The 24370-nt window shown below is 59.1% G+C and carries 27 protein-coding genes and 2 tRNA genes; 18 read left to right on the forward strand and 11 right to left on the reverse strand.

Annotated features, from left to right (window positions below; genetic code table 11):
• The first annotated feature begins 140 nt into the window (after window positions 1-140).
• Window positions 141-2834, forward strand: coding sequence for a phycobilisome rod-core linker polypeptide (locus CYB_RS02030; RefSeq protein WP_011432088.1), 2694 nt, complete (start codon window positions 141-143; stop codon window positions 2832-2834).
• Between the two features lie 62 nt (window positions 2835-2896).
• Here CYB_RS02030 and ruvB read toward each other — a convergent pair whose 3' ends face one another.
• On the reverse strand, window positions 2897-4033 hold the full coding sequence (ruvB, locus tag CYB_RS02035; RefSeq protein WP_011432089.1) for a Holliday junction branch migration DNA helicase RuvB: 1137 nt from the start codon (window positions 4031-4033) through the stop codon (window positions 2897-2899).
• Window positions 4034-4173: 140 nt separating this feature from the next.
• Window positions 4174-5238 (reverse strand): photosystem II q(b) protein, encoded by a 1065-nt coding sequence (gene psbA, locus CYB_RS02040; RefSeq protein WP_011432036.1) that lies wholly within the window; start codon window positions 5236-5238, stop codon window positions 4174-4176.
• Between the two features lie 98 nt (window positions 5239-5336).
• On the opposite strand from psbA, the gene tsaB reads away from it, so the two are divergent.
• From tsaB to CYB_RS02080, 7 genes are all read left to right on the forward strand, one after another.
• Window positions 5337-6044, forward strand: a complete 708-nt coding sequence (tsaB, locus tag CYB_RS02045; RefSeq protein WP_011432090.1) for a tRNA (adenosine(37)-N6)-threonylcarbamoyltransferase complex dimerization subunit type 1 TsaB — start codon at window positions 5337-5339, stop codon at window positions 6042-6044.
• Window positions 6045-6080: 36 nt separating this feature from the next.
• Window positions 6081-6638 carry an elongation factor P gene (efp, locus tag CYB_RS02050; protein WP_011432091.1) on the forward strand — a complete coding sequence of 186 codons (558 nt, stop codon included), beginning with the start codon at window positions 6081-6083 and terminating at the stop codon, window positions 6636-6638.
• A gap of 69 nt (window positions 6639-6707) precedes the next feature.
• Entirely contained in the window at window positions 6708-7181 is a 474-nt protein-coding gene (accB, locus tag CYB_RS02055) for an acetyl-CoA carboxylase biotin carboxyl carrier protein (RefSeq protein ID WP_011432092.1), read from the forward strand.
• Between the two features lie 394 nt (window positions 7182-7575).
• Window positions 7576-8505, forward strand: a complete 930-nt coding sequence (locus tag CYB_RS02065; RefSeq protein WP_011432093.1) for a metallophosphoesterase family protein — start codon at window positions 7576-7578, stop codon at window positions 8503-8505.
• Between the two features lie 76 nt (window positions 8506-8581).
• Complete coding sequence (locus tag CYB_RS02070; RefSeq protein ID WP_011432094.1) at window positions 8582-9328, forward strand: phosphoadenylyl-sulfate reductase; 747 nt, start codon at window positions 8582-8584, stop codon at window positions 9326-9328.
• Window positions 9329-9331: 3 nt separating this feature from the next.
• Window positions 9332-9646, forward strand: coding sequence for an antibiotic biosynthesis monooxygenase family protein (locus CYB_RS02075; RefSeq protein ID WP_011432095.1), 315 nt, complete (start codon window positions 9332-9334; stop codon window positions 9644-9646).
• A gap of 115 nt (window positions 9647-9761) precedes the next feature.
• A tRNA-Val gene (locus CYB_RS02080) sits at window positions 9762-9833 on the forward strand.
• Window positions 9834-9943: 110 nt separating this feature from the next.
• On the opposite strand, the gene CYB_RS02085 is transcribed toward CYB_RS02080, so the two are convergent.
• Entirely contained in the window at window positions 9944-10885 is a 942-nt protein-coding gene (locus CYB_RS02085; RefSeq protein WP_011432096.1) for a phosphoribulokinase, read from the reverse strand.
• Between the two features lie 285 nt (window positions 10886-11170).
• Between CYB_RS02085 and CYB_RS02090 the strand changes: the two genes are divergently transcribed.
• Entirely contained in the window at window positions 11171-11938 is a 768-nt protein-coding gene (locus tag CYB_RS02090; protein WP_011432097.1) for a PspA/IM30 family protein, read from the forward strand.
• Window positions 11939-12187: 249 nt separating this feature from the next.
• A complete protein-coding gene (locus CYB_RS02095) occupies window positions 12188-12652 on the forward strand; it encodes a pentapeptide repeat-containing protein (protein ID WP_011432098.1) in 465 nt (154 codons plus the stop codon).
• Between the two features lie 12 nt (window positions 12653-12664).
• On the opposite strand, the gene cysQ is transcribed toward CYB_RS02095, so the two are convergent.
• From cysQ to rpsP, 5 genes are all read right to left on the reverse strand, one after another.
• Entirely contained in the window at window positions 12665-13492 is an 828-nt protein-coding gene (cysQ, locus tag CYB_RS02100) for a 3'(2'),5'-bisphosphate nucleotidase CysQ (RefSeq protein ID WP_011432099.1), read from the reverse strand.
• 15 nt (window positions 13493-13507) lie between these two features.
• Window positions 13508-14269 carry an imidazole glycerol phosphate synthase subunit HisF gene (gene hisF / locus CYB_RS02105; protein WP_011432100.1) on the reverse strand — a complete coding sequence of 254 codons (762 nt, stop codon included), beginning with the start codon at window positions 14267-14269 and terminating at the stop codon, window positions 13508-13510.
• Window positions 14270-14330: 61 nt separating this feature from the next.
• The gene (locus CYB_RS02110; RefSeq protein ID WP_011432101.1) at window positions 14331-15434 is read right to left on the reverse strand and encodes a Get3/ArsA fold putative tail anchor-mediating ATPase NosAFP; all 1104 of its coding nucleotides are present in this window, start codon (window positions 15432-15434) and stop codon (window positions 14331-14333) included.
• Window positions 15431-15706 carry a KH domain-containing protein gene (locus CYB_RS02115; RefSeq protein WP_011432102.1) on the reverse strand — a complete coding sequence of 92 codons (276 nt, stop codon included), beginning with the start codon at window positions 15704-15706 and terminating at the stop codon, window positions 15431-15433. Before CYB_RS02115 ends, CYB_RS02110 begins: the two co-directional genes overlap by 4 nt.
• 52 nt (window positions 15707-15758) lie before the next feature.
• A complete protein-coding gene (gene rpsP / locus CYB_RS02120; protein ID WP_011432103.1) occupies window positions 15759-16238 on the reverse strand; it encodes a 30S ribosomal protein S16 in 480 nt (159 codons plus the stop codon).
• Between the two features lie 249 nt (window positions 16239-16487).
• Between rpsP and CYB_RS02125 the strand changes: the two genes are divergently transcribed.
• On the forward strand, window positions 16488-16934 hold the full coding sequence (locus CYB_RS02125) for a TerB family tellurite resistance protein (RefSeq protein WP_011432104.1): 447 nt from the start codon (window positions 16488-16490) through the stop codon (window positions 16932-16934).
• A gap of 122 nt (window positions 16935-17056) precedes the next feature.
• Here CYB_RS02125 and CYB_RS02130 read toward each other — a convergent pair whose 3' ends face one another.
• The gene (locus tag CYB_RS02130; RefSeq protein ID WP_011432105.1) at window positions 17057-17452 is read right to left on the reverse strand and encodes a metal-sensing transcriptional repressor; all 396 of its coding nucleotides are present in this window, start codon (window positions 17450-17452) and stop codon (window positions 17057-17059) included.
• A gap of 114 nt (window positions 17453-17566) precedes the next feature.
• Here CYB_RS02130 and sds point away from each other — a divergent pair, with 114 nt between their 5' ends.
• Entirely contained in the window at window positions 17567-18538 is a 972-nt protein-coding gene (gene sds / locus CYB_RS02135) for a solanesyl diphosphate synthase (RefSeq protein ID WP_041436149.1), read from the forward strand.
• 28 nt (window positions 18539-18566) lie between these two features.
• Here sds and lepB read toward each other — a convergent pair whose 3' ends face one another.
• Window positions 18567-19253 carry a signal peptidase I gene (lepB, locus tag CYB_RS02140; RefSeq protein ID WP_041436160.1) on the reverse strand — a complete coding sequence of 229 codons (687 nt, stop codon included), beginning with the start codon at window positions 19251-19253 and terminating at the stop codon, window positions 18567-18569.
• A gap of 161 nt (window positions 19254-19414) precedes the next feature.
• Here lepB and CYB_RS02145 point away from each other — a divergent pair, with 161 nt between their 5' ends.
• The gene (locus CYB_RS02145) at window positions 19415-19771 is read left to right on the forward strand and encodes a hypothetical protein (RefSeq protein WP_011432108.1); all 357 of its coding nucleotides are present in this window, start codon (window positions 19415-19417) and stop codon (window positions 19769-19771) included.
• Window positions 19772-19802: 31 nt separating this feature from the next.
• Here the strand turns inward: CYB_RS02145 and CYB_RS02150 are convergent, their stop codons facing one another.
• On the reverse strand, window positions 19803-20849 hold the full coding sequence (locus CYB_RS02150) for a general secretion pathway protein (RefSeq protein ID WP_011432109.1): 1047 nt from the start codon (window positions 20847-20849) through the stop codon (window positions 19803-19805).
• A 168-nt stretch (window positions 20850-21017) separates the two neighbouring features.
• On the opposite strand from CYB_RS02150, the gene CYB_RS02155 reads away from it, so the two are divergent.
• The 5 genes from CYB_RS02155 (at window position 21018) to CYB_RS02175 (ending at window position 24341) form a co-directional block, all read left to right on the forward strand.
• On the forward strand, window positions 21018-21737 hold the full coding sequence (locus CYB_RS02155; RefSeq protein ID WP_011432110.1) for a pyridoxine 5'-phosphate synthase: 720 nt from the start codon (window positions 21018-21020) through the stop codon (window positions 21735-21737).
• 14 nt (window positions 21738-21751) lie between these two features.
• Entirely contained in the window at window positions 21752-22384 is a 633-nt protein-coding gene (locus CYB_RS02160) for a DUF3318 domain-containing protein (RefSeq protein WP_011432111.1), read from the forward strand.
• Window positions 22385-22396: 12 nt separating this feature from the next.
• A complete protein-coding gene (locus CYB_RS02165; protein WP_011432112.1) occupies window positions 22397-23230 on the forward strand; it encodes a biotin--[acetyl-CoA-carboxylase] ligase in 834 nt (277 codons plus the stop codon).
• Between the two features lie 56 nt (window positions 23231-23286).
• On the forward strand, window positions 23287-24177 hold the full coding sequence (locus tag CYB_RS02170) for a M23 family metallopeptidase (RefSeq protein WP_238376860.1): 891 nt from the start codon (window positions 23287-23289) through the stop codon (window positions 24175-24177).
• 83 nt (window positions 24178-24260) lie between these two features.
• A tRNA-Leu gene (locus CYB_RS02175) sits at window positions 24261-24341 on the forward strand.
• The last annotated feature ends 29 nt before the right edge of the window (window positions 24342-24370 follow it).

Below are 24370 nucleotides of genomic sequence, written 5' to 3' on the forward strand. Positions count from 1 at the left end.
TCAGGGATCGGGCATCGATCCTTCTCAGCTTAGAGAGGGATGCTCCTCCAGTCGTGGGTCAGCCTCTTCACCCCCTTCGATGGCACTGTCCTCGGCCTTTGTCGGCAGTTTTTTCGATCAAAACGGAGTTTAAAAGATCGATGGGTATCAACGTATCCGCTGGCGCAGTCGTTTCCAACCCCCGTCTCTACCAAACCGTGCCTGTATCGACCATCTCCCAGGCGGAACAGCAGGATCGCTATCTGGGACGCACCGAGCTGGATCGCCTCGAGGACTTTTTCTCCAGCGGCCTGAAACGGCTAGAGATTGCCGAGGTCATTGCGGCCAATTCGGAAATCATCGTCAGCCGGGCAGCCAACCGCATCTTCACAGGGGGCTCGCCCATGGCCTATCTGGAGCGGCCAGAAGCGACCCAAGACGAGAAAGAAGCCTTCAAGCTGGGTACTGCCTTCTACGTGGAATCCACCGGCGGATTCATTGAGGCCATCCGCAACATCTTTAGCGCCAGCGGTGTGGAGATTCCCCCCAATTTCCGCCCCATCAACATCTCCCGCTACGGAGCTGCCAACATGCGCAAATCGCTACGGGATCTGAGCTGGTTTTTGCGCTACGTTACCTACGCCCTGGTGGCCGGGGATCCCAGTATCATCGCCGTCAACACGCGCGGCCTGCGGGAGATCATCGAAAATGCCTGCTCCGCCGAGGCCACCATTGTCGCCATTCAAGAGATGAAGCGGGCAGCGGCTGGCTACTTCCGCAAAGATGCCGAAGCAGTTGCCATCATCAACCAATACTTCGATGTTTTGCTGAGCGAGTTCATCGCTCCCGCCCCTTCCGACAAGCTGCGGCAGCGCAATGCCAGCACCGCCGACGGGATCCCTCTGCAAGGGCTGCAGCTACCCCAGATCTACAACTTGGCTGCCGAAAAAGTTCCCGTTTTTGCCATGAAGCCGGGGCTGTCCAACGCCGAGAAAGAAGAAGTCATCAAGGCCGCCTACCGGCAGGTGTTTGAGCGGGATATCCGCCGCGCCTACGGCCTCAAGCTTTCCGACCTGGAGTCGAAGGTGAAAAACGGCGAGATCTCCATGAAGGAGTTCATTCGCCGCCTGGGCAAATCGGAGCTGTATCGCAAGCAGTTCTACGAGCCTTACATCAACAGCCGCGTCGTGGAGCTGGCCTTCCGCCACTTCCTGGGGCGGGCTCCCGAAACCCGCGAGGAAGTGCAGACCTACTTCTCCATCATCTCCAGCAAGGGTCTGGCTGGCCTGGTGGACGCGCTGGTGGATAGCCGCGAGTACGGAGACTACTTCGGCGAAGAGACGGTACCCTACCTGCGCAAGCTGGGGGTAGAAGCGCAAACCAGCGCCAACTGGGGGGCCAAATTCGACCTCTACAACTACGCTGCCCCCCGCCGCAAGGTGCCCCAGTTCATTACCCTCTTTGCCCGCTACAACCGGCCCCTGCCGGATCAGCATGCCTATGGCTCCGGCAATGACCCGCTGGAGATCCAATTTGGGGCCATCTTCCCCAAGGAAACCCGTTCCCTCAGCGCCCGCCCTGCTCCCTTCAACAAAGATGTCAAGCGCATCCTCATCCGGCGCGGCTTTGCCCTGACCAACGAGCGCACCAATCCCAGAGCAGCAGGGGATCCCGGCAGCCTTGGCCCCAAAGTCTTCAAGCTCACCCAAACTCCCGGCGATCGCAGCCGGCGGCTAGGGGTGCGGGCGGGGATTGTTGGCAGCGAAGTCTCGACGCAAGCGGTGATCCGCGCCTGCTACCAGCAGGTGTACGGTTACATGCCCTACGAAGGCCAACGGCTAACCCGTTGGGAGATCAAGCTGGAGTCGGGGGAAATTCCCGTCAAAGAGTTTATTCGCCAACTGGCCAAGTCGGATCTCTTCCGCAACAAGTACTGGTCCAGCTTGTATGTCTGCAAAGCCATCGAGTTCATCCACCGCAAGCTACTGGGCCGACCCACCTACGGACGGCAAGAGATGAACCGCCTGTTTGACATTGCCTCCAAGCAGGGGTTCTACGCGGTGGTGGATGCCATCTTGGACGGCGAGGAGTACCAGCAGGTCTTCGGGGAAGATATCGTGCCCTACGAGCGCTACCTCACCCCCGGCGGCCTGGCGCTGCGGCGGATGCGCCCCGGCTCCACCGACATGGCAGTGACCAAGCCCATTCGCACCGACGACGACATCCCTCTCTTTGTCAAGTTGGGTCAGCCTCGGGATATGCCTTCCGGCGAGCTGGAAATCCAGCGGCGGGCCCAGCAGGGGGTGCCCAAGGTACGCCAAGAGATCCCTGTCTTCAAGCTCACCAGCCTGGCCAACAAAGCGGAAGTCAACAACCTCATCCGCGCCGCCTACCGGCAGGTCTTCGAGCGGGATATGGACATCTACAACATCAGCGCCGAGCTCAGCTCTGCCGAGTCCAAGCTGCGCAACGGCGAGATCACCGTCAAGGAGTTCATCGAGGCCCTGGGGTGTTCCGAGCTGTACCGCTCCGAGTTCTATGCCCCCTATCCCAACACCAAGGTGATCGAGCTGGGCACCAAGCACTTCCTGGGCCGTGCTCCTCTCAACCAGCAGGAGATCCGCAAGTACAACCAGATCTTGGCCACCCAGGGGGTGAAAGCCTTTGTGCGCGCCCTGCTGAACACCCAGGAGTATCGGGATCTCTTCGGCGAGGACACAGTGCCCTATCGCCGCTTCCCCACCTTGCCGGCGGCCAACTTCCCCAACACGCAGGAGCTGTACGGTCGTCTCACCAAGCAAAACCGCGAGCTGGTGGTGCCCAGCTTCAGCCCTGTGGGCAATGACCGTAGCTAGATGGGGCTCTCAACTGCTCTCTTTCTTGTGAGAGAGGGGTCGGGGGTGAGGGGAGAGACGAGTTAGCTCCACAAAGGCAGAGGAGACTGGGCTTCATAGCCCAAATGCCGTAGCGCAGCAGGGGTAACCACTCGACCCCGGGGCGTGCGCTGCAGGTAGCCGATTTGCAGCAGATAAGGCTCATACACTTCTTCAATGGTTTGGGGATCCTCACCCGTCACCGCGGCCATCGTCTCCAAGCCCACTGGCCCTCCACCGAACTGCTCCACCAGCACCGTCAGCAGCTTGCGATCGATCCAATCCAAACCCATGGGATCCACCTGGAACAGCTCCAGAGCGGCTGCTGCCACTTCTTGGCTAATGTGGCCATCCCCTCGCACCTGGGCGTAGTCTCGCACCCGCTTGAACAGGCGGTTGGCAATGCGGGGCGTGCCCCGAGAACGGCGGGCGATCTCTGCAGCCCCTTCTGGATCGGTGGAGACATTTAAGAGGCGAGCCGTGCGCAGCACGATCTGCACCAGCTCGTGAGGCTCGTAAAAGCGCAGCCGTTGCACGTGGCCAAAGCGATCCCGCAGCGGAGAAGTGAGGGCGCCAATGCGGGTTGTGGCCCCGATGAGGGTAAAGCGTTCCAAGGGCAGAGAGGTGATGCGAGCAGAGCGACCTTTGCCAATGGTGATATCAAGACGAAAATCCTCCATCGCCGGATAGAGCAATTCTTCTGTAACCTTGGGCAGGCGGTGGATCTCGTCAATAAACAACACATCCCCCCGCTTCAAGCGCACCAAATACCCGGCAATGTCGCGGGGGCTCTCCAAAGCCGGCGCGGTGGTCATGTAGAACTGGGATCCCATTTCTGCCGCCAGCACTGCTGCCACCGTGGTTTTGCCTAGACCAGGCGGGCCGTAGAACAGCAGGTGATCCAGAGGCTCTTGGCGAGCGCGGGCCGCCGCAATGGCAATGGAGAGCACTTCTTTAAGTTCCGTCTGGCCAATATATTCCGCTAGGGTGCGCGGGCGCAGGGATTCTTCCTGGGCTTCGCCAGGGTGGGCTTGCGGCTGCAACAGGGCAGAGGGATCCGCTCCCCTTTCCCCAGCAAAGCTCAACTCTCTGACTTCTTTTCTCCAGGCTGAAGACTTTTGCTGCCGCCGCTTGGGGCCCTCAGCGTTCTGGCCTGTATCCCGAGAAGAAATGATTGCCATATCCCTAAGTCACAGAGGCAATGGCCCCAATTTAACTCTAGAAAAGCTCTGGGAAAGATCACCCCAGCAAAGAGAACAAAAAAATCCCCCAGACCAAGCCGGGGGATCCACCAATGCTGTTGAAGCGTCAGGTCAGGCCATCAGCCACGCACCGCAGGCGCTACCTCCACCGCCGCCAAATCCAGCGGGAAGTTGTGCGCATTCCGCTCGTGCATCACTTCCATCCCCAGGTTGGCACGGTTCAGCACATCAGCCCACGTCCCAACCACTCGACCGTTGCTGTCCACAATCGACTGGTTGAAGTTGAACCCGTTCAGGTTGAACGCCATGATGCTGATCCCCAGCGCCGTAAACCAAATCCCAATCACCGGCCAAGCCGCCAGGAAAAAGTGCAGGCTCCGGCTGTTGTTGAACGACGCATACTGGAAAATCAACCGGCCAAAATACCCGTGCGCCGCCACAATGTTGTAGGTCTCTTCCTCTTGCCCAAACTTGTACCCCAGGTTCTGAGACTCCTCTTCCGAGGTCTCCCGAATCAGGCTCGAGGTCACCAACGACCCGTGCATGGCACTAAACAGCGCACCCCCAAACACGCCAGCCACGCCCAGCTGGTGGAACGGGTGCATCAGGATGTTGTGCTCTGCCTGGAACACCAGCATGAAGTTGAAGGTCCCCGAAATCCCCAGGGGCATCCCATCCGAGAACGACCCCTGCCCAATCGGGTAAATCAAAAACACTGCTGTGGCCGCTGCCACGGGCGCCGAGTAAGCCACCGCAATCCAGGGCCGCATCCCCAAACGGTAGCTCAGCTCCCATTCGCGTCCCATGTAGCAGAACACCCCAATCAAAAAGTGCAGCACAATCAGCTGGTACGGACCGCCGTTGTACAGCCACTCGTCCAGTGAGGCGGCTTCCCAAATCGGGTAAAAGTGCAGGCCAATGGCTGCCGAAGAGGGCACTACAGCCCCAGAAATGATGTTGTTCCCGTACAGCAAGGAACCAGAAACGGGCTCGCGGATGCCGTCAATGTCCACCGGCGGAGCCCCAATGAAGGCGATGATAAAGCAGGTGGTGGCAGTCAGGAGGGTGGGAATCATCAGCACCCCAAACCAGCCAATGTAAAGGCGGTTATCGGTGGAGGTGACCCACTCGCAGAACTGCTCCCACACGTTGCTGGTTGAGCGACGTTGGATAACAGTAGTCATGAGAACAAACTTCCCTGAGGAAGTGCGAAGATTGACAACCTAAACTTAAAACATCCGTTAAGTTTCGTCAACCACCTTTTTTGATCCTGAGAGAGGCCATGTCGCTTGTCCGCTGGATTTTAGGGATCCACACCACCACGCCCGTTTTGGGCCTGGCCCTGCTGCCGTTGGAGCCAGGGTTGGGAGAAACCCGCAGTCAGAGCTGGTGGCTGGATCGGGAGATGGCAGCGCAGTTGCACCCCTGCTTGAAAGTCTTCTTGGCCGGTCAAGCTTGGTCGCAGATAGCTGGGATCGCTGTAGCTTTGGGGCCGGGCAGCTTTACGGGCAGCCGTTTGGGGGTGAGCGTGGCCCGTCTGCTGGGCCAGCAACTGGGCATTCCCGTGTTTGGCTACTCGGCTTTGGCCGTCCTCGCCCGCCAGGTGTGGCAGGAGCAGGGATCCCCGCCCCAGCCCTTGACGGTGGCGGTGCAGATGGACGCCAAACGAGGAGAGCGGTATGGCGGCGTGTATCGGGTGACAGAAGAGGGTGTCGCTGCAGAAGTGGCCGATCGGCTCTGGGAGGAAGAGGCTTGGCAGGCAACTCTCCGACAGTGGCCGCAAGCTCTATCCGTGAATGCCGCCGATTTTGTGGATTCTGCACCTGTGGTGGCGTTGGCAGAATTGGCCCGCGCCGATTTTCGGGCCGGATTGCGCCCTCAGTGGCAGGAGGTGTTGCCCCTCTACGGTCGCCAGCCCCCGATTGATCTCAGAGGGCTGAATCGGACTCCGCCTCCCCAGCGCGAACGGAGTGCCCCATCGTCACGGTAATATTGGGAAGTCTAAGCAACGGATCCCTCTGCTGACATGATCTCAAGCAACGATTTGCGCCCTGGCGTCTCTGTAGAAATTGACGGAGCTCCCTACAAGGTGATCGAGTTCCTGCATGTGAAACCCGGCAAGGGGGCAGCCTTTGTGCGCACTAAGCTCAAAAACATGCAGACTGGCAACGTTGTGGAGAAAACCTTCCGCGCCGGTGAAACCCTGCCCGCAGCCACCATCGAAAAAGTCGAGATGCAGTATCTCTACGCGGAAGGGAACAACTTGGTGTTTATGGACATGGAGACCTATGAGCAGGCTCCAATTACCGCCGCCCAAATTGGCTCCGCCGTGAAATATCTGAAAGAAAACATGCAAGTGTCAATCTTGCGCTGGAATGGGCAGGTGATCGATGTGGAGCTGCCCAACACCGTTGTTCTGGAAGTGGTGGAAACAGATCCAGGGGTGAAAGGAGATACCGCCACTGGGGGAACCAAGCCGGCCAAGCTGGAGACCGGTGCTGAGATCCAGGTGCCTTTGTTCATCAAGGTTGGAGAACGGATTCGGGTCGATACCCGCACCGACACCTATCTGGGCCGGGAGTGAGTTCTCCCTCTCCTTTTCGGTTATGGATTTCTGTTGTGGACAGGTGATGCATCAGGAGTGAACCTTCCCTTGGATGTTGTCAATTGGCAGGAAATTCGTCTTCTCCTGGCCGCTCTGCAAGAGAGCGATGTTACCGAGCTAACTCTGGAGTTCAAAGATTTTCGCCTCACCTTGCGCAAAGGGATCCCGACTGAGCTCTCCTCCACCCCCGCCAGTCCGGTTATTGTCTCCTCTGCGCCTCCTCCTGCTCCTGCAGAAGCGCCCCCTCCTCCCACTGCTCCCAAATCCACCCCCAGCCATTGGATAGACGTGACGTCACCAATGGTGGGCACTTTCTACAGCGCCCCAGCTCCAGGTGAACCTGACTTTGTGCGGGTTGGCCAACGGGTGAACAAGGGCCAAACCCTGTGCATCATCGAGGCCATGAAGCTGATGAACGAGATCGAGGCCGAAGCGGCAGGCGTGGTGACCGAGATTTTGGTGAGCAATGGGCAATCGGTGGAGTTTGGGCAGGTGTTGATGCGGTTGGATCCCACGGCTTGATGGGCAAGGGGGTAAACCGGATTTTGGCGACCCAATCTCCCTTGCCTGTGTATACACCAGAGTTGAATCGGATTGAGGGGATGTGGTCGGTGTTGAAGCACTGTATCCGTCAGTTTTCCAGAGCCGGGAAGTATGGGATGGAGCAAAGGATACAGACCGCTTTACTACTCATCAATCCATTCAATCTCTCCTGCTGGGAGAGAAGTTGGGGGTGACAGCCTGGGAAACCCTCTCAGACCAATTTGACCAGTCTGCGCGCCCCTTTCATAGCCCTACCTGTCCTCAGTTCCCAATAGGTGCTCGCCAGATCCGGCTGAGGTTAAGAGAATCCCATAGCCCCCCAGCCCATCATTGACTATGATGCGGGCGTGAGGTGTGAATAAGTACCTAAACAATGGCAACCCAACGCATTTGCTTTGCTCAAGTCTCAGATGTCCACCTGATGCCCGAGACGGGGTGCCGCTGTTGGTGGATGTCCGATTCCCCCCGCCGCCAGTTGGAAGCCGCCGTTGCCCATCTCAACCAGGTGCCCGATCTGCACTTCGTGGTGTTTACCGGGGATTTGGTGGATCAAGCGGATCCGGAGAGCTTTCAATCTTTCCAGGAGATTGTTGCCCAACTGCGGGTGCCCTATTACCTCAGCCTGGGCAACCACGATATCGACACCCTGAGGAGAAAGGGACGCTTTAACCGAGATCAGTTTATCCGTTGGTGCCAAAGCCAATTTCCCCTGTCCCTGGCTCCCACTGGTTACGTCGATTACAGCCTTTCCCCTCTGCCCGGGATCCGCTTGATTGCCCTCGACGCCAGCTTAGGACGCTTCCCTTTGCCTCAGGGCGTGCTCCGCCCCTCCCAACTGCACTGGCTGGGCGAACATCTGCAAACGGTGCCGGAAGAATGGCTGATCCTGCTGATCCATCAGCCGCCCTTCATTGCTCCCACTCAAATGGACGCGGTTTTGTTTCGCAAGTACCGGCTCCTCAGCGAACCAGCCTCGGCGCTACACGCTCTCTTGGCCCGTCACGGACGGGTGGTGGCGGTGCTGAGTGGCCACCTGCATGTGCCGAAGGTGTATGTCCGCGATGGGATCCCCTACCTGACAGCACCTCCTCTGGTGGGGCCGGTTTCGGCTCTGCGGGTGTTTGAGCTGGAGGTGAACCCACGGCGAGGGGTGTTGCGCTACCACTGGGTTAAGTTGCCGGCATTGGATCCCAGCCCCCTCTGGCACGGCTTGGTGATGGGGATCCGACGGGATCGCTGGGGACAAATCCCTCTCCGGGCCAAGGGATCCCGCTCTCTCCCTCTGCCCGCTGCCGCCTGGTAATCAAAACCCCTAAAGCTTGACCGAATTAGTGTAGATTAAAAAAAGCAAAAATCGTCGAGTTCGGTGTCTTCCCCCTATGACAGCAAGCCTTTCTCCTTCTAGCCGCTGGGAGCTGGCGGCTCAAGCGCTGCGGGAGCAGTATCAACCTCAAGTGGCGTCCCTGAGCGAACGGTTTGAGCCTTTGTCGGCAAGCGACCTGCTCACCTGGGCGGTTGAAGAATTTGGAGATGGGCTGGTGCTGGCCTGTAGCTTTGGCCCGGAAGACCTAGTGCTGATCGATCTGCTCACGGCGATTAACCCCCGTGTTCGCGCTTTTTTTCTGGACACCGATTTTCACTTCCCGGAAACCCTACAACTGCGGGAGCAGGTGTTGGCGCGCTACCCCCACTTGCAACTGCAGATCTTCAAGCCCTTGCTTACCCCGGAAGAGCAGGCAGCTCAATACGGGCCAGAACTGTATCGCTCTAACCCCGACCTCTGCTGCAACATCCGCAAGGTGGAGCCCTTGAATCGTGCTCTGGCCGGTTGCACCACTTGGATTACAGGGATGCGTCGGGAACAATCCCCCACCCGCGCCGATATCGGCAAGGTGCAGTGGGACGGCAAGCGCAACCGCCTCAAACTCAACCCGCTGGCCGACTGGACAAATGGCCAAGTTTGGAAATACATCCTTGACCACGGGATCCCTTACAACCCCCTGCACGATCGCCACTACCCCAGTATCGGCTGCCTCCACTGCACTGCGCCTGTTGAGCCAGGGGCGGATCCCCGCTCTGGACGCTGGAAGGGCACAAGCAAAACCGAATGCGGCCTGCATACCTAACCCATGACTGCTTCCTCCATCCTTGAGGTGGCTCAGTTTGAAATTACCCCCGGCTCTGAAGCCGCCTTTGAAGCCGCCATCGCTCAAGCTTTCATCTATTTGCAGCAGACCGACGGCTACCAAGGGCACCAACTGCAGCGCTGTCTGGAGCACCCTCAGCAATACCTACTGCTCGTTCAGTGGGGATCCCTAGAGGCCCATCTGGTCAACTTTCGCCAATCGGAAAACTTTGTCCGCTGGCGTGCCCTCATCGAACCCTACTTTGCTCGCCCACCCCAGGTGCTGCACTACCAGTTGCTGACCGGATCCCCTTTTTGATTTGAAATAGGGCACCTGTCCACTCTCCACCTAGGTTGACCCCAATGGGACAGGTTAAGATGTGATATTATTTGTTTCCGGCCTTCAGGCAGATGCACAGCGGCATCGCTCGTAGGGGCTGTTAACTCAGTGGTAGAGTACCACCTTGACACGGTGGGAGCCGCTGGTTCAATTCCAGCACAGCCCATGTCCTTGACAGAAGCTCACAAGACTCTGCTCTGGGAGCGGGTTACCGTGCTGGGCCGAGCCTTACCCTGCAGGTCTTGCGAAACTGGGGATCCCTCACCGCCACGGATTCTACTGGTAGATATGGGCCGCTTTTAGCATGTGGTAGGTGATCAGCAACTGAGTCAAAGCCAGGGGATAGCTCTGGAGCAGCTCGCCGGTGGTGCCGATCAATTGGCCGATATTGGGGTTTCCCTCTAAGCTACAGAACTTGCCCAGGTAAGGGATTTCGTTGCAGAGCATCCGCTCCAATTCGATCACTTGGCTGGCCGTAGCATGGGCATCAATCTGCAAAACATCGACGGGCTTGCCCATATCCCGATCCAAATCCAAACGAATGGCAGAGCTAAGGTGATTGTCGCGGGCATTGAGGATTTGCCAAAAATCTGGGTGAGGAATGGTGGGGCGCAGCACCAAGCGTGCATTCAGCAATACCTCGTCTTGGTCGGATCCCTCTTGGGGCGGGTAAAAGGTGACCACTACATCGGCCCATTGGCGCTGTGGACGAATAAAAGCCTCTGAGTCGGGTTCGCGCTTTTTGAGCTCTTCTCGCACTTGCTCTTCGGTATATCCGCGCTTGCGGGTGTCCCGCTTAATCTTCCAGAGGGCGCGTAGATGTTCGGGAGGGGCCAAATAAACCTTGACATCGTAGCTATCCCGCATACCACGGGTAAAGTAGCCCAGCAGCCCTTCGACAATCACGTATTTGTTGGGCTTGACATACTCTGGCGGGTCAAAGGTGCCGGTGCTGTGGTTGTAGACGGGCTTTAGGATCGGCTGGCCGGTGCGCAAGAGCGTCAGGTGCTGCTGAACGATATCCAGGTAGTTGCAGTCGGGATGGAGGGCTGTAATCCCCAGTTCAGCGCGTTGTTTGCGGTCGTAGCGGTGGTAGTCGTCGGTGCAGATGACAGTGACGTTTTCTTCCCCCAAGACTTGGGCAATGCCACGGGTGAGGGTGGTTTTTCCAGCAGCACTATCACCAACAATACCCAGAATAATCGGGCGCTGAGCCACGGATCCCTCTCCTGAATCGTGAACCTGGGGCGGAGAACTCCCAACAACACCGGCCAAACTCAACTTCGTTTCGACCTGCGGATGGCCCCGATCAGAGAACAGGGATTGTCGGTCAGCAAACGAAGTTAAGCAAGCATTATCGGCTCTGGAGGGTATTGGGGCAAGAGAACGTTACAGCTTTTTTCAGCGGAGCCCTATGGATCCCTATACTGGAGTAGAAGCACTGGAAGGCATCAAAGCAGCAAGGGTAGCATTAGGTCAGACCGCTAGAGGGGGAAGCAACCGATGGGATTGTTCGATCGGGTCAGCCGAATCATTAGATCCAATATCAATGCGCTGGTCAGCAGCGCCGAGGATCCGGAGAAAATCCTGAACCAGACCATTCAGGACATGTCTGAGGATCACTACCAGATGCGGCAAGCGGTTGCCCAGGCCATTGCTGCCCAGAAGCGAATAGAGCGACAGTACGAGCAAGCGCAGCAGAGTGTTGACGAATGGCAAAGACGCGCCGAGTTGGCCCTGCGCAACAACAACGAAGCCTTGGCTCGGGAAGCGCTGGTGCGCAAGAAAACCTTTGCCGAGACTGCCCAAAGCCTGAAGCGGCAGTTGGATGAGCAGACTAAGCAGGTGGAGATCCTGAAGTCCAACATGACCAAGCTGGAGAGCAAGATCGCTGAGGCCAAGACCAAAAAAGACATGCTCATCGCCCGCGCCCGCGCGGCCAAAGCTTCTCAACAAATCAACCAGGTCATCGGGCGGGTGGACGCCACAAGCGCCTTTGCCGCTTTTGAGCGCATGGAGGAGAAGGTGAACTCCCTGGAAGCTCAGTCGGCGGCAGTGGCAGAGCTGGCGGTGGACAATTTGGAAAACCAGTTTGCCGCTTTGGAGGCGGGTGGCTCGGATGTAGATCACGAGCTGCTGATGCTCAAGGCGTCGATCCAGGGTCAGTTGCCCTCTGGAGGGTCAAAGTCCTCAGGCCAACCTTCCACCGCAAGTGAGAGCGAGGTCGATCTGGAGTTGGAAAATTTGCGCAAGGAGATTGACCAGCTCTAACAGGCGGAATGTCGCTCTCCTCCGACTCTCAAGGCTTGCCGGGCTGAGTTTGGGCCGGGGGGTGGTAAGCTAACCAACAAGAACTCTGACAGCCCTTCTGCCGACCAGCAGGGCAAAGTCTGTCAGTAAAGCGTTCCACCTCGAGTGGCAGGGATCCCCAGAGGGTAATCAACCTGCGAAAGGGTCACAGCCTGCTTCCGGCAGGGCTGAGGTTAGTTTGCCTACGGTTTTGTGAGAGAACAAGCAACAATGACAACAGCAAGTATCAAGCCTCTCTTGGATGCCAAGCAACTGTTGCAGGCTTATGCGTCTGGCCAACGGGATTTTTCGGGCTCCAACCTGAGTGGAGCGCAGTTGAGTGGCGCGAATTTGAAGGGCATTATCCTACGGGATGCCGACTTGAGTGGGGCAGATTTGCGCGAGGCGGATTTGTCGGGAGCAGATCTCTCGGGAGCCGACCTGCGCGGAGCCAAGCTGCGACGGGTGAACCTGATTGGGGCTAAGTTGGTGAAGGCAGATTTGCGGGGGGCCAACCTCTACCGGGCCAAATTGCTCAGGGCCGACCTCAGCGAAGCCGAGCTGAACCGAGCCGATCTGCGGATTGGGGCCGATCTGCGCGGAGCCATCATCACCAACACCCATTTCCGCGGTGCCCTTTACGACGAGTACACCAAGTTCCCGGATGGCTTTAACCCCACAGAGATGGGCATGTAGCCGGGGCTTCGCTCAGGGGATCAGGTTCTGCCACAGTTGGGCCATGCCTTCGGCAGCCGCTACAAAGGGCGGGTTGTGCAGGTCGGGCTTGTTGTAGCGCAAGGGATCCCCTACCAGATCGGTAACCCTTCCCCCCGCCTGCTCCACAATGCACTGGGCAGCGGCAGTATCCCACTCCATGGTGGGGCCGAAGCGAGGGTAGAGATGGGCAGATCCTTCGGCCACAAGGCAAAGCTTTAGGGCACTGCCCACAGACTTCACTTCCAGAGAGCCACAGCGCTGCCGCAGCCGCTCGAGGAACTGCTCCGTCTCCGGGTTGCTGTGGGAACGGCTGGCCACCACTTGTAGGGGTTCTTGGGCGTAAGGGCAGGTGCGGATGGGCTGTTCGTGAACGCAGGACGGAGTCCTTTCCCTCTTGCAGGCCCCCAGCTTTTGCGCAGCCGCGTAGGTGAGGCCCAGAGCTGGGGCATGGACGACCCCCAGGATGGGGATCCCCACCTCGACAAGGGCAATGTTGACGGTGAACTGGCCGCTGCCTTCGATAAACTCGCGCGTGCCATCCAAGGGATCCACCAGCCAGAAGTGCCGCCACACCTGCCGCTGGGCGTAGGGGATATCGCTGGATTCTTCCGAGAGGAGGGGGATCCCTGGGGTCAACTCTTGCAGGCCCTGCAGGATCAGGTGGTGGGCAGCCAGATCCGCCTCAGTTAGGGGGGAGGCATCTGCTTTGAGTTGGATCGGCAGCGATTTTTGCCGATAGAAGGGCAAGATGGCCTGCCCTGCTGCTTCTGCCAGGCGGCACACCTCAGGCAGGAGAGCGGCCAGATCTTGAGCCTGCACGGATCCCTCCCCAAGCTAGAAACGCACCGGAATGCCGTGGGCGGCCAAGTCGGCTTTGATTTGGGCAATCGTTAACTGGCCGTAGTGCAACAGAGAAGCCAACAGCGCTGCTTCTGCTCCCGCTTCCTGCAGAGCCTGGCGGATGTGGGCACACGCTCCTGCACCCCCAGAGGCGATCACCGGCACCGACACCGCATCCACCACCCGCCGGGTTAGCTCCAGGTCATAGCCGGCCTGGGTACCGTCGGCGTCCATGCTGGTGAGCAAAATCTCCCCTGCCCCCCGCTCGGCCACGCTTTTGGCCCACTCCACCGCGTCCAGGCCCGTCGGCTGCCGCCCCCCGCGCACGTACACTTCCCATCCCCCTCCCTGCGGCTTGGCGCGAGCATCAATGGCCACCACAATGCACTGGGATCCAAACCAGCGGCTGGCCTGAGCCACGAGATCAGGATCCCGAACCGCTGCCGAGTTGAGGCTGACCTTGTCCGCCCCGGCCCGCAGCAGTTGTCGGATCCCCTCCAGATCGCGGATCCCCCCTCCCACCGTGAGGGGAATGAACACCTGCTCTGCGGTGCGCCGCACCACCTCCAGCAAGATCTCCCGCTCTTCGTGGGTGGCGGTGATGTCCAAAAAGACCAGCTCATCGGCTCCTGCCTGATCGTAAGCCTGGGCCAGCTCTACCGGATCCCCGGCATCCCGCAATTGCACAAACTGGATCCCTTTCACCACCCGCCCTGCCGCCACATCCAGACAGGGAATGATCCGTTTGGCCAACATCGCTCTCTCCCAAGGACTCCATACCGCTAACGCGAACAGAGGGGAACAACTGGGGATCGTTTTAGCCGAAGCTGATGACCAGGAAGGGTTCTTGAAACTTGGCCCCGGTCACCTGCCGACCTGCCAAGCTGGGGGGCAAGAACAAATTGCGCCGCTGATCCCCGGCGGTAATGGTCAGCTCCGGGCCTGACTGGCTCAGCTCGATTTGGGCCTTGCTGAAGCCGGGAATAAACAGCTTGACTGTACGGGATCCCTCGTCGATGGCCACGGGCGGCGGCACATCCGGCACAGCGAACATCCCCCCCACCGCTGCTTCCAAAGCCGACCAATCGGATCCCTGACGCAGGGGGAGTGTTCGTAGTGTCAGCGGGAAAAAATCGGCGGCCGAGACCTCTCCCGGAGCCAGAGGGGTAACCCAGAGGCCACCCACCGTCAGCCCCACCATCTGAGCGCTCCCCCAAAGGTAACGGGCGGTTTGCACGGCCATCGGGTCAGGGGTGGTCACCAGGTGGGCCAACACGCGGCGCGGATTGGCAATAGCCTGTCGTCCCTGCTCCAAAAGGTTGGTCATGCCCCCCAACCGCTCTGGCAGATCCTCCAGGGAGGAAAATTCCACGGTGCTTACCGAACGCAACAAGGGCTCGGCAAAGGGTCGCAGGGTTTTGGCCAAGTCGGATCCCAAAAAAGCTTGGGAGGCTCGCCGCCAGTACCAACTGGCCACCTCCGGGATCCCAAAGGCCCGCAAGGTGGTCAGATCCCCTGGCCCATCGTAGAGAATGCAGTCGTATTGGCCGCTGGCATCGTAACGGCGCAGAGCTTCCAGGGCCAGGGCCTGATCCATGCCCGGCAACACCCCCAGTTCCTGGCCGTAGATCTCCCGGAAAAAGGGGGTGCGCACGTATCGGGCTTCCAGCTCTTTGGCCGCCGTCCAGAACTGCTCCAGCAGCTGGGTTGTCCGCAACTGCACCACGCTCAAGTTGGCAGCAATGGTCACCGGCTCGCCGGAAAGCGGGATCCCGCCCAAAAGCATTTCCAGCCCCGGCCCCGCCTGATGGCCCACCAACAGCACCCGCCGCCCCTGCTGGGCTGCGGCCCGAGCTGCCGCCACGGCCAAGGTGCTCCGACCTGTGCCCCCCTTGCCCAGAAAGGTGAGAATTTGGCTCATTCCCGCTCCTCCCGATTCCGCTCTCCCGCCTCTCCGTAGATATCGATGTACAGAGATTGACCTGCCAACTGAGCTGCGGCCATCATCACCTGTCGAATCGCTTGCAGGGTGCGCCCGCCCCGCCCGAATACCCGCCCCCGATCCTTCGGGTCAAAGGCCAGCCGCAGCCATACCTTTCGCCCGCCACAGGTGGTTTCCACATCCATTTGAAGAGAGGCGCTGCTGAGCAGCGGTTCGATCAAAAGATGGGCGAGAGCCTTGTAGTCTGGCATAGAGAGCTAGACGACAGGAGGGAACAACTGGCCAAGCCAAGCTTAGCCGACCCTAGGCCTCAACCGCTTCCTCAACCTGAGGCTTTTCAACTTCAGCTTCTGGAGGACTTAATTCTGCCGCTGCTGTCTCAGTGGCAGCTTCGCTCAATTCAGACTCGGGAACATCGGCGACCTCAGCCTCGGCCACGGATTCTGTTGCAGGGGCCTCTTCTGCCGCCTCAGGGATCCCAGCTTCAGGCTTGGCCATGGCCGGGATGCGAATCGAGGCAACCACTCCGCCTTCCCCTGCTTTCAACATCTCGTAGATGCCGGCCTTTTTGAGGAGACTGTCCACGGTCTCTGTGGGCTGAGCGCCACAACGCAACCACTTCAGCAAGCCTGCCGTTTGCAAAACCGTCTCCTTGGTGCGCGGGTTATAGTAACCCAGTTCCTCTAGCGGACGGGCTTCACGGCGGCTTTTACTTTCAATGGCGATGATGCGATAGCTGGGTTGCCGCTTTTTTCCGTAGCGCTTGAGCCGCAATTTGACCATGGGGTATCCACTCCTTGGGGGACGCTCCGCAAGCTGTAAAGATCCAAAAAATCCAAAAAAGAGTTCGCCTAGACCCGCCAAGCCTGCTGAAGCCCCAGAACCTTACCCGGAGTCTCGCCGCTTGGCCGGTAGACATAGGCTTTTTATTTTAGGCGATCTTCCCCTCGACTGGAAAATGTCGGATCCCGGTTTGGAGGGCAATCTTCATGGCAGAGTTAAAGAGAAAACCCACACTCAGCGACGACCCCCATGATCAACTACGCCGATTTGACAGACGAGCAGCGCCAGCTCTACCTCAAAGCCCTGATCGCGGTGGCCCGAGTGGATGGCCAGTTGGACGAAGAAGAAACCTCTTTTTTTATGCAAATTGCAGAAGGGGTAGGCATCGAAGCGCCACTGGCCCAGACCTATCTGGCGGATGAAACAGGTGCGCCTTTGGATATCAGCGGGATCCCGCCCATGCGCAACGCGGCGGGGGCCTTGATCCTGCGGGATCTGGCGGCGATGGCGGTGGTGAACAGCCAGTTGGTGGAAAAGGAAGAGGAGCTTATTTTCCAGATCGGCAAAGCCATGCAGTTCAGCGCTGAGGAGATCAACGAGTTTATCGACTGGGCCTTCATGGGACTGCAGTGGCAACTGAAAAGCGCATCCCTGCTGGAGCGCTATGCCCAGCCCTCCCCCCAACCTTCTGAATGACCTGGGGTACTAGATAGCATCACAACGGCCAGCCCCCGCTGCAGATATTGACAGCCCAGTTTGGCGTTCCCCTGAGCCAAGCAAGGGGAGACTTTCATCAAGTTAAATCTGGCCATCGAGACTTAGCTGATAAAGCGATCCAGAGCCCGCTGCAACTCTTCCAGCTCCACCTCGATATTGCCGGTCTCGATGGCATGGCGGATGCAGTGGCGAATGTGATCGTCCAAAATCAGCCGCGCCACCCGATCCAGCGCTCCCTTGACGGCGGCAATTTGCAGCAGCACATCTGGACAGGGCTGATCCTGCTCGATCATGGAGCGGATCCCACGCACATGCCCTTCGATGCGAGCCAAGCGGTTGGTCAACTTGCGCCGAGACTGGGGATCATGATGGTGAGGCTGGGCCCGCCCAGACAGCGGCGGCTTTTCCAGCGCCAGCTCCCACTCCTCCTCCCAATCGGGTTCTGAAGGGAGCGGCGGAACGGAATGAGATCGAAGTGGGGGGACGGGATCCGACATAAAAAGGGCAAAGGACTGCCTGCATGATACCGCTTGGTTTTCCCCGAGAACGATGGGGTACTCTACAATAGAAAAAGATGTGAAATTTTGTAAAACCTCTCATACTTTGGCTCCATGACCTCTGTGCTCTCCCCCTTTGGCCCTGTAGAAGCGGATCTGGAGCGTTTACGCCAGAACCTAACGCGGTTGGTCAGTGCCAAGCACCCCATCCTGGCCATGGCTGCCGAACATCTGTTTTCGGCGGGGGGGAAAGGGATCCGGCCAGCCATCGTGCTCCTCATTGCCCGTGCCACCACCCCAGATGGAGAGATTACCCCACGGCATTGGCGCTTGGCAGAGATTACTGAGATGATCCACACGGCCAGCTTGGTTCACGACGATGTCATCGACGCTGCCGATGTGCGACGGGGCATCGATACGGTGAATACCCTCTTCGACAATCGGATAGCCGTGCTGGCGGGGGATTACCTCTTCGGCCAAGCTGCTTGGTACTTGGCCAATCTGGACAACCTGGAGGTAGTGAAGCTCCTTTCCAAAGTAATCATGGATTTGCCGGAGGGAGAGGTGCGCCAGAGCCTCACCCGCTTCGACCCGGATGTGTCGATGGAAGACTACCTGGCCAAGAGCTTCTACAAAACGGCCTCCCTCATGTCCGGCAGTTCCAAGGCTGCTGGCCTGCTGAGCGGGGTTAGCGAGGAAGTGGCGGATCGCCTGTTCGATTTTGGGCGGGATCTGGGCATTGCTTTTCAGATTGTCGACGATCTGCTGGATTTCACCGCTTCGGCAGAGACGCTTGGCAAGCCTGTGGGATCCGACCTCATCCAGGGCAACCTCACTGCACCCGTTCTGTTTGCCCTAGAGGAATTTCCCCAGATGCGAGAGCTCATTCTCAGGGAGCTGTCCAACCCGCAAGACCTGAAGCAGGCCCTGGAGTGGGTGTATCAAAGCGAAGGGATCCCACGCTCTCGTCAGTTGGCCCGCGACTACGCCCAGCGGGCTGCCGAAGCGCTGTATAGCCTGCCGGACTCTGCGGCGCGTCGTGCTTTGTTTCAGATGGTGGACTATGTGCTGGAGCGGCTGCACTGAGCAGTCCCGACAGGGTCAAGCTGGCTTTCTACCGGGCTGTGTTGCCCAACACTTGGGCCTCTGGAAGAAGCTCAGGATATTCTGGCGGGGCGAAAAAGTGTAGGCGATTTGGGGGCCAAAAGCGAAAAATGGTGTTGCCGATGATGTTTTCTTCCGGCAAGAAACCCCACACATGGGAGTCTTGGCTGTCGTTGCGGTTATCCCCCATCACAAAATAGGAGCGGGGAGGAACCACGAATTCGGATCCCTGATTGGGAACTCCAGGACAGCGCTCGCCAGGGCAAGAATAGTCGGGGGGGGCATAGATGTAGTCTTCCCGCAGCGGGATCCCGTTGATGATGACCTCACCGTTGGCGATGCGAATGCGATCTCCCGGCAGGCCGATCACCCGCTTGATGTAGGCCCCGTCGAAGTTCAGTTTGGCGGGAGGGTTGAAAACAATAATATCGCCTCGTCTGGGCGAACCAAAGCGGTAGCTGACCTTTTCCACCACCAGCCGATCCCCTTCTTCCAGAGTGGGCAGCATCGAATCGGAGGGGATCCAACGCGCCTCTGCCACAAAGGTGCGAATGCCGAAGGCCAGCAACAGAGCCAGCACCACCGTCAGAAGGTTTTCCCGTTGCGCCTGCCACCAGCTGCGGGATCCCGAGCTGGCAGGGGTTTCCCCTGATGGCGACTGGGGCTTGGGCAGAGGAGTTGGATCTTTTGACGGCATGGAAGCTAACGAACAAGACTTCACGATCTCAAGATTACCGCACCCAATCCAGGGCAGCAGAATGGGAGGCCCTCCCATTAAACCCCTGCCGGAGAGACGAATAGCCGGCAATAGCATAGGATGGGTATTCTGGTGTACCGTACTCGCGACTGTTAGCCCCTATGACGATTTCAACAGAAGAGCGCCTAGAGCGAGTCGAGCGCCTGGTCGAGGCCAATAGCCAAGCAATAGCTCGTCTCACCCAACAACAAGAGGAAGTTTTGAGGCGGATCGATCGGCTCTCAGGGGATAGCGAAAAACTCTCGGAGCGGGTTGAAAAGCTCTCGGGCGATGTCGAAAAGCTCTCGGGCGATGTTGAAAAGCTCTCGGGCGATGTCGAAAAGCTCACTTTTAAGTTCGACACCTCACAAACCATCGGGGAACGGCTGGAACGTCTGGCCACCAGCCTGATTGCCGGTGCCACCATCAGCATCATTGCCGGAGTGATTTTGGTGCTGCTGCGGGAGGGATCCCGTTGAAGGGATGTTGCTCGGGGCTGGTTTTGGGGGGTCAACTGCCGGAATTGAGTTTTTCCCAGTCCTGCTGGTGGATGGCGATCATCTGGGCTTGGGCTTGAATAGCTGCCAACACCTCCGTCATCAGGGGCCAGTCGCTCCGCGGCGGACTGGGGTACTGCTTAAGCTTGTCAACTGTGTTGCTGAGAGCACTTTGCAATTGTTGCAGCAGTTGATAGGTCTGTTGGGCCAAAGCTAGGGTCTCAGAGACGCGGAGGTTATTCTGGCCTTGTTGATATTTCTGGAGAGCTTCCCCTCGCAGGATGCTCAAGATGGCCCCTTCTCTAGAGGCGGCAGTCTGGCCACTTTTGGAGCGCTGCGGTATGATGCGCAACTGCAACACCAGTGGCTCCCCCCGGTACATCCGCTCCACCTCTGCCTGCTGCGGCTCCCCGATCAACTCCGGATCCAGCGCCATCATCCGCTTCATGGCGGTGATCAACTTCGCTCGTATGGACTCGGAGAGATCTTTGAACAGATCCCGCAAAATCCCCTGCTGGCGGTAGCGCACTCGACAAGAAGGCCCCTCTTGAGGCTCCACGAAAATTTGCTCGGCTTTCTCATCCAAAGCCCGCCGCAGCATCGAGTTGAGCAACTGCTGCACTGTCTCTTCTGATTCGTCGGCGGGGACGGACGGAGGCTGGGTTGGCCTCAACTGCGTGGGTGGCCCCGACACGGGAGCAGGAACCTCCCGAGTCACCCGGTTGGCTTGGGCCTGGAGGCGCAGCCGCTCCACCTCTGCCGGGTCGGGGGGATGGCTGAAGTAGTAGGCAATTAAATCCTGCTGCTGCTGAGCGGTGAGAGGGATTGGCTGGACGGAAATCTGGGAATAGGTCAGCATTTTGCTCACATAGTCCAGCGCCGCCAAATCCTGGGGATCCACCATGCCCAAGATGAGGCTGTCGGTATCCAGGGCCAAGGGGACGACTTGGTAGTAAATGCAGATCTCCACCGGCAAGTACTGGGCAATTAGAGCCGGCACTCGCGCCCGGTCAACAATGGAGTGTTGTCCCACCGCCAGAGAGGCATCTGGATCAGTCATGGCAAGCCCGGAGTGGATCCCGCACAGGCGAGACGTCGCTACCTGATCATAGAGTAAAGCCTACACCCTCGCGGCCTGAGGCCCATGGCATCCTGGCTCATCTGACCGGCGTAAATTGAATAATGTAATACTAGGGGTATTCTCCTCTACACCCAAAGCAGTAAAGCCTTGTTAAGTCTTGGAGTTAACATCGACCACATTGCCACCCTTCGACAGGCACGCCGCACGGTGGAGCCAGATCCGGTAGCGGCAGCGGTGATTGCCGAGCTGGCGGGGGCAGATGGTATTACAGTGCACTTGCGCGAGGATCGCCGTCACATTCAAGATCGGGATGTGCGGCTGTTGCGGCAAACCGTGCGCACCCACCTCAACCTGGAGATGGCAGCCACCGAGGAGATGGTGGCGATTGCCCTGGAGGTCAAGCCCGACTACGTCACTTTGGTTCCCGAGCGGCGGGAGGAGATCACCACCGAAGGTGGGTTGGATGTGGCGGGGCAGGTGTCGCGCCTCAGGGATGTGGTCGGCCAACTGCAGGGATCCGGCATTCCCGTCAGCTTGTTTATCGACCCAGATCCGACCCAAATTGCCGCTGCTGCCCAAGTGGGAGCCCGCTGGGTGGAGCTCCACACGGGGCGCTACGCAGAAGCCTCATCCGCAGCTCAGCGGCAGGTGGAACTTGACCACCTGGAAAAGGCCAGCCAACAGGCCCTTCAGCTGGGCTTGCGGGTGAATGCGGGACATGGTCTTACCTACTGGAATGTCGGCCCAGTGGCGCGGATCCCTGGCATGGAGGAGCTGAACATCGGCCACAGCATTATCAGTCGAGCGGTGCTGGTGGGGCTGGATCGGGCGGTGCGAGAGATGCGTCAGGCGATGGGACTAAGCTGAGGAGCAGGCCCGGCATGAACTCGGAATACTACGGCTACGAAAACTACGTTCTGGATCAGGCGGAGATTGAGCGCCTGTTGGATCTGCTGCCAGCCAGTATGCGGGAGAGTGTGAAGATCTTGCCCGCCTCGGAACGGCAAACGGTGGTGATCAAAGGCCGTCGGCAAATGCCCTGGGAACGGCAGATGCGGCTGTTCATCAAGCCCTACGAGTGGCGGCAATTTACCCCCCTGCAGCGGGCGGGGCTGTTCCTGCACAAGGTGGGCTACTACAGTCGGGCGGTGTCGCGGCAGATCGACTTTTACCTGGCCATAGCAGCTCTGGGGGGGTTGAGCTTGATCTTCGAGGCCGTACAACAGGATCCCGTGGGAGCAACCGTTTCGGGTGGTTTGAGTGGCTTGGCCCTCTGGCAGTTGCGCCGCGACCAAACCAATGACCGTCGTCTGTTGGCTGCTGACGCCTATGCGGTGGATCGCCTGGTGTTGCGCGGGATCCCGCGGCTGCAGGCGGTGGAGGCCCTAGGGCAGGCGCTGCATGTGGAGGCCCGTCTGGAGGGGCGCTCGGGCAATGATCTGCTGGACATGTTGCGCTACCAAAACCTCAAGCGGCTGGCCCAGCGTCCGGCGGAAGACATTGTGTTGAGCTAATCCCGGGTAGAGATGCTTTCTCCCTCGCGGCTGGGATCCCAGGCGGGCCGGTGGGGCCGCCATCTGCTGCAAGTGGCGGTGACCGATTCCACCAATCGGCTGCTCTTGGACTGGGGCCGTCGGTTCCCACAGCCGCTGCCAGTGGGCACAGTTTTGGTCAGCACCCGCCAACGGGCTGGGCAAGGTCAACATGGGCGGGTGTGGCACTCGCAGCCGGGGGGACTATACCTGTCCGTTTGGCTGGGATCCCCGCCTTTGCATTACTCGCTGCTGGAACTGACCCTGGCCTTGGGCTGGGGCATTGCGGGCCGTTTACGGCAAAACCTTGGGATCCCGCTGCGGCTGAAATGGCCCAACGATTTGGTGGTGGTGGACGAGCAGCGCCCGGATTCTCTGCTCAAGCTGGGGGGGATCCTGGTGCAAAGCCGCTTTGGGGGGAGCGGGCAACTGCTGGGGTTGGTGGCCGGTGTGGGGGTGAATGTCAACAACCCCGTTCCCATTGGGGCAATCACCTTAGCCCAAATTTTGGGATCCCCTCTGCACCGCTCACTCGACTGCACCGAGATTGCCGGCTGGGTTCTGCAGGGGATGGAGCAGGGATTCCACGTCTGGTTGCAAGGGGGATTTGCCCCCGTTCGCTCAGAGTACGAAGCCTGGATGGTTAGGCCACAAATTCAATTTCAATGGCCGGAAACAAGCCCCACGATCTTGGGCCTTGCCGAGGATGGGAGGATGCGAGTACAAACACGGGGGGAGCGACATTGGCAACAGCAGCCATCCATTCTGACGCTTACACCCGACCAAGTTCGCTTGAGCTATCACATGCCGGCGGGCGATAGCCTGTAATTTCTCTTGTGTTTTTTATGTGGCCTGTGTTGAACTCGGTGATGAAGCTTTTGGTTATGGCAGCGCGCCTTTTCTCCCCCCGAGCTCGGCGGCTGCGCTTTTGGCTGAAGCTGGGGCTGGCTCTGCTCTGGTTTTATCCCACTGCTCTGCTGGCCCAAACCCAACCAACCCCTTTGCCCCCGCCGCCTGTGGTGGAACCGGCCCTAGACACGCCTGGGGCGGCAGCCCTGCTGCTGGATGGAGCCATTCCTTTACGAGAGGGCAGCCCTGCGACCCTTGAGGCAGAAACCCGCACAGAGACGGTCATGGGCCGTGAGATTGTGATTGAGCCCCAGAAGAACCATGACCGGGTTCCCCATGCTCAGCCTGAAAGTGGGGTGCCGGTGGTGCTGATGGAACGCAGCTCCGGTCGCCGCATCATCCTCGCCCCTGGCCAAGAGATTCGCATTGAGGATCCCAGCCAGCCCCAAGCTCCTGAACCGGGAACGCCGACGTTGCCTGAACTGGCCGTAGGTGAAGAACGACTGCTCTATCCCTTACCTCACCCGGTGCCGATCACTTCTGGATTTGGCATGCGAATTCACCCCATCCGCGGAGAGCCAGAGTTTCATGCCGGGGTGGATTTGGGGGCCAGCATGGGCACGCCGATCCTGGCCTCTTTAAGCGGCAAGGTGGTCACTTCGGGATCCCTGGGGGGTCTAGGGATCACCGTTGTGCTGGAGCATGCCGGCGGTCGGCGCACTCGCTATGGCCACATGTCCGAAGTTGCTGTAACACCGGGGGAAGTGGTAGAGCGGGGATCCGTCATCGGCTACGTGGGGGCGACCGGAGCGGTAACTGGGCCGCACCTCCACTTTGAGCTGTGGAAGCGGGCGGTGGGGCAAGGTTGGGTGGTTCTGGACGCCACAGATGATCTGAAGGTTGCTGTTGCCCAGCTGCCGGGTTAGCCAGAGCCGGCTTGGGTTAGCATAGGTGGGCGGGCTCCAACTGGAATGCTGGCGCAGGTAACCAGTTGGGTCATGCAGGTTTTGCGGACGTGGCGGAACGGCAGACGCGCTAGACTTAGGATCTAGTGCCGCAAGGCGTAAGGGTTCAAGTCCCTTCGTCCGCATGAGAATCCCCTACTTCCCCAGCCCCTTT

The sequence above is a fragment of the Synechococcus sp. JA-2-3B'a(2-13) genome, assembly GCF_000013225.1.
GTDB lineage: Bacteria > Cyanobacteriota > Cyanobacteriia > Thermostichales > Thermostichaceae > Thermostichus.

What these genes read in the sequence shown, in the direction of transcription:
- CYB_RS02095 (WP_011432098.1), top strand. Translation starts at nt 12,188, where the DNA reads ATGACAACAGCAAGTATCAAGCCTCTCTTGGATGCCAAGCAACTGTTG.
- CYB_RS02165 (WP_011432112.1), top strand. Translation starts at nt 22,397, where the DNA reads ATGCTTTCTCCCTCGCGGCTGGGATCCCAGGCGGGCCGGTGGGGCCGC.
- ruvB (WP_011432089.1), bottom strand. Translation starts at nt 4,033, where the DNA reads ATGGCAATCATTTCTTCTCGGGATACAGGCCAGAACGCTGAGGGCCCC.
- CYB_RS02145 (WP_011432108.1), top strand. Translation starts at nt 19,415, where the DNA reads ATGACGATTTCAACAGAAGAGCGCCTAGAGCGAGTCGAGCGCCTGGTC.
- efp (WP_011432091.1), top strand. Translation starts at nt 6,081, where the DNA reads ATGATCTCAAGCAACGATTTGCGCCCTGGCGTCTCTGTAGAAATTGAC.
- CYB_RS02070 (WP_011432094.1), top strand. Translation starts at nt 8,582, where the DNA reads ATGACAGCAAGCCTTTCTCCTTCTAGCCGCTGGGAGCTGGCGGCTCAA.
- sds (WP_041436149.1), top strand. Translation starts at nt 17,567, where the DNA reads ATGACCTCTGTGCTCTCCCCCTTTGGCCCTGTAGAAGCGGATCTGGAG.
- rpsP (WP_011432103.1), bottom strand. Translation starts at nt 16,238, where the DNA reads ATGGTCAAATTGCGGCTCAAGCGCTACGGAAAAAAGCGGCAACCCAGC.
- CYB_RS02090 (WP_011432097.1), top strand. Translation starts at nt 11,171, where the DNA reads ATGGGATTGTTCGATCGGGTCAGCCGAATCATTAGATCCAATATCAAT.
- CYB_RS02115 (WP_011432102.1), bottom strand. Translation starts at nt 15,706, where the DNA reads ATGCCAGACTACAAGGCTCTCGCCCATCTTTTGATCGAACCGCTGCTC.
- tsaB (WP_011432090.1), top strand. Translation starts at nt 5,337, where the DNA reads ATGTCGCTTGTCCGCTGGATTTTAGGGATCCACACCACCACGCCCGTT.
- CYB_RS02125 (WP_011432104.1), top strand. Translation starts at nt 16,488, where the DNA reads ATGATCAACTACGCCGATTTGACAGACGAGCAGCGCCAGCTCTACCTC.
- CYB_RS02160 (WP_011432111.1), top strand. Translation starts at nt 21,752, where the DNA reads ATGAACTCGGAATACTACGGCTACGAAAACTACGTTCTGGATCAGGCG.
- CYB_RS02065 (WP_011432093.1), top strand. Translation starts at nt 7,576, where the DNA reads ATGGCAACCCAACGCATTTGCTTTGCTCAAGTCTCAGATGTCCACCTG.
- CYB_RS02130 (WP_011432105.1), bottom strand. Translation starts at nt 17,452, where the DNA reads ATGTCGGATCCCGTCCCCCCACTTCGATCTCATTCCGTTCCGCCGCTC.
- psbA (WP_011432036.1), bottom strand. Translation starts at nt 5,238, where the DNA reads ATGACTACTGTTATCCAACGTCGCTCAACCAGCAACGTGTGGGAGCAG.
- CYB_RS02110 (WP_011432101.1), bottom strand. Translation starts at nt 15,434, where the DNA reads ATGAGCCAAATTCTCACCTTTCTGGGCAAGGGGGGCACAGGTCGGAGC.
- CYB_RS02030 (WP_011432088.1), top strand. Translation starts at nt 141, where the DNA reads ATGGGTATCAACGTATCCGCTGGCGCAGTCGTTTCCAACCCCCGTCTC.
- CYB_RS02075 (WP_011432095.1), top strand. Translation starts at nt 9,332, where the DNA reads ATGACTGCTTCCTCCATCCTTGAGGTGGCTCAGTTTGAAATTACCCCC.
- CYB_RS02150 (WP_011432109.1), bottom strand. Translation starts at nt 20,849, where the DNA reads ATGACTGATCCAGATGCCTCTCTGGCGGTGGGACAACACTCCATTGTT.
- hisF (WP_011432100.1), bottom strand. Translation starts at nt 14,269, where the DNA reads ATGTTGGCCAAACGGATCATTCCCTGTCTGGATGTGGCGGCAGGGCGG.
- CYB_RS02170 (WP_238376860.1), top strand. Translation starts at nt 23,287, where the DNA reads ATGGCAGCGCGCCTTTTCTCCCCCCGAGCTCGGCGGCTGCGCTTTTGG.
- lepB (WP_041436160.1), bottom strand. Translation starts at nt 19,253, where the DNA reads ATGCCGTCAAAAGATCCAACTCCTCTGCCCAAGCCCCAGTCGCCATCA.